3 protein-coding genes and 1 pseudogene are annotated in these 2,517 nt (G+C 39.9%); 2 read left to right on the forward strand and 2 right to left on the reverse strand.

The window, feature by feature from the left end; all coding sequences use genetic code 11:
• The first annotated feature begins 411 nt into the window (after positions 1-411).
• The gene (locus TW84_RS25235) at positions 412-543 is read left to right on the forward strand and encodes a hypothetical protein (protein WP_269981032.1); all 132 of its coding nucleotides are present in this window, start codon (positions 412-414) and stop codon (positions 541-543) included.
• Here the strand turns inward: TW84_RS25235 and TW84_RS19155 are convergent.
• A complete protein-coding gene (locus TW84_RS19155; protein WP_045977233.1) occupies positions 533-913 on the reverse strand; it encodes a hypothetical protein in 381 nt (126 codons plus the stop codon). The genes TW84_RS25235 and TW84_RS19155 overlap by 11 nt on opposite strands.
• Positions 914-1,162: 249 nt before the next feature.
• On the opposite strand from TW84_RS19155, the pseudogene TW84_RS19160 reads away from it, so the two are divergent.
• Positions 1,163-1,641 (forward strand): annotated as a pseudogene (locus TW84_RS19160) (transposase); the annotation flags it as partial.
• Between the two features lie 28 nt (positions 1,642-1,669).
• On the opposite strand, the gene TW84_RS19165 reads toward TW84_RS19160, so the two are convergent.
• Positions 1,670-2,356 (reverse strand): hypothetical protein, encoded by a 687-nt coding sequence (locus TW84_RS19165; protein WP_045977234.1) that lies wholly within the window; start codon positions 2,354-2,356, stop codon positions 1,670-1,672.
• Positions 2,357-2,517: the final 161 nt, after the last annotated feature.

The following is a 2,517-nucleotide window of genomic DNA, read 5'->3' on the forward strand; positions in this document are numbered from 1 at the left end:
GAATTTGTTGACCACTACACGCATCGCTCATTCTGATCTAATGAATTTTGCCAAAAACACATCGGATTAAATGGATTTAATAGAGAGCCCTAACGATGCGCGACATTCAAATTCTACAGCAAACTATTGAGAATCAATGCCCTGAAATTCACAAAAAACGACTTAGATCTCTGATACTTGCAACCAAAGCGGTTCTTCAAAATCTAATTGGGACAGACACCTTAACACTCCTGAACAATCCCAATAAGAGATCCTCAATATGTGTTTGTCGTAAGCAATACTTGATAGCCGAAATGACAAAGTGAAGTAGATAACTTTGTTGTTCAAAATCTAATTGGGACAGACACCTTAACACTCCTGAACAATCCCAATAAGAGATCCTCAATATGTGTTTGTCGTAAGCAATGCGTAATGACCGAAATGACAAGCGAAGTAGATAACTTTGTTGTTCGAAGAGCATTGGCTGCTCGCGCAGCCAACAAGGTGTTATTGCCTATTGACAGGCAGAAGGCTCATATGTGTTATGTACGTGCTAAAGATTAGTTAGTAATTTCTTCAACTTAGCAACTTCTAGACCGTGCTCTGTAAGCTCACGACCATTCTTGCAGTTATGACACTTTTCTTTACTTTCCTTTGTGAGAAAAAGCTCATATGTGTCTCTAGCTTCTTGGTTACCTAACCCAATATCTAAACACGTCTGTTCAAACTGTTCAAAAGGTGGTTTATCGGCTTCCTCCCAAGCTCTCTTAACATCAGAGTATTTACTATCAACATCAGTTGCCCAGTCACCATATTTTTCTCTGAACCGAGCCCAAGAAAAACTTAAAGTCGATCCACGGCCCATACATATAGAGCACAATTTCGTACGATCTTGCGATTCAATTTCCTCAATTAACATATTGATAAAACTCAATTTTACCTCCTAGTATATAACACCGTGTTAATGGGGGGGGGTGAACAACGCCACCACCGATTCTGAGCATTGTGCCGTAAACACTAAAGCAGAATCAAACTGAAAATGCCAAGCGTTGCGAATCACTCTTAAACAGTTTGATACTCATTGAGCCTTCTCCTCCAACTTAGCCTCTCGACTAAGCAGGAAGGCGACGAAACCAAAAATGGAGAAGACTCTAGAATCTAATTGGGACAGACACTTTAATACTTACATTCAACCATAAAACCCATGCTAACTGCTATGAAAAACCAGATAGCCAAAATAGAAGAAAAGCTCGTTAAACTCATCAAAGATTCACCTGAGTATCAAGCAAAAAACACCATACTTCAGAGTGTTCCGGGTATCGGAAATATCGCTGCCGCATCCATCATTAGTAATGTCCCTGAGCTGGGTTATATCAGCAATAAGCAAGCTGCATCTCTAATCGGTGTCGCTCAGAAAGTGGTCGATACAAAGGCAAGCGAGTTATTCAAGGAGGGAAAGCTCAAGTACGTACGGTCTTATATATGGCAATGACGTCTGCCATGCAATGCAATCCTGTATTTAAAGCCACCTACCGTCATTTAGTTAAAGCTGAAAAACCTAAAAAAGTCGCTATCATTGCCTGTGTTCGCAAGATGGTTGTCATATTAAATTCAATGTTGAGAGATGGCGTCATGTGGGATGCAAATACGGCTAAGAATTAGCTATTGACGCCATAGTCGTTTGTTAAGTTTATTTTGCATAGAATACTTCACTAAGTTTACCTTGTTCATGTAAATCAATGCAGATATCTAGTGCAATGTTCATTCTTGTCTCAAATTCTTCCTGAACATTCACAAATAATAGAGCGCATACTTGTATTGTCGTAACGACTAAGTTGCTCATTCTTTCATCTGATTTAGGTGATGTGCCGATAACCACCTCTTTTGTGTAATGATTTGGAGTTGAGTATGCCCCGAGAACGCCTTGATAATTTGGATGGGCAGACTCAGAGAGTCTGTCATAGAGATTTCTAAATTCAGGATCGAGTGTTTTTGAAACCTTATCAATGCACGTCAATACATTGATCATTTCAGGAAACTCATCATCTCCTTTCCAACCAATACTCAATCGGCGCATTGTATTGAGCAACTCAGCTAAATTGTGATCTTTTTCAAACGCTTCTAACTTAAAGCTCAAATATGCAATAACCGCGAATGACTCTTGTGCTGCTCTAGCGGACACAACAGCAGCAACATGATTGCCGCTTTTTGAAAGTAATAGAGCACCTTCACACAGGTCTATAAATCGGTGAAGAACTGCCTCACGATAACAGTCGATATTAAAAGTCGGACGAAAAGCTAAGTGGACCTTCAAAGGAACTACCTTATCTCTTTTGATAGCTTTAATTAACTCAACAACTTCTTCTGTTTTTTTCATATCGCACATAGTCCGAGTAATAAACTTAACGCCGCGTTAAGTGGTGAGCGACGCAAACCACTGCACTTAAAGTATTGTGCCGTAAACACTTAACCTGAAGCAAACCGAAAATGCCACGCGTTGCGAATCCGTCTTGAACGCTTTGATACTCATTGAGCCTT

The sequence above is a fragment of the Vibrio neptunius genome (assembly GCF_000967495.1).
Classification (GTDB): domain Bacteria; phylum Pseudomonadota; class Gammaproteobacteria; order Enterobacterales; family Vibrionaceae; genus Vibrio; species Vibrio neptunius.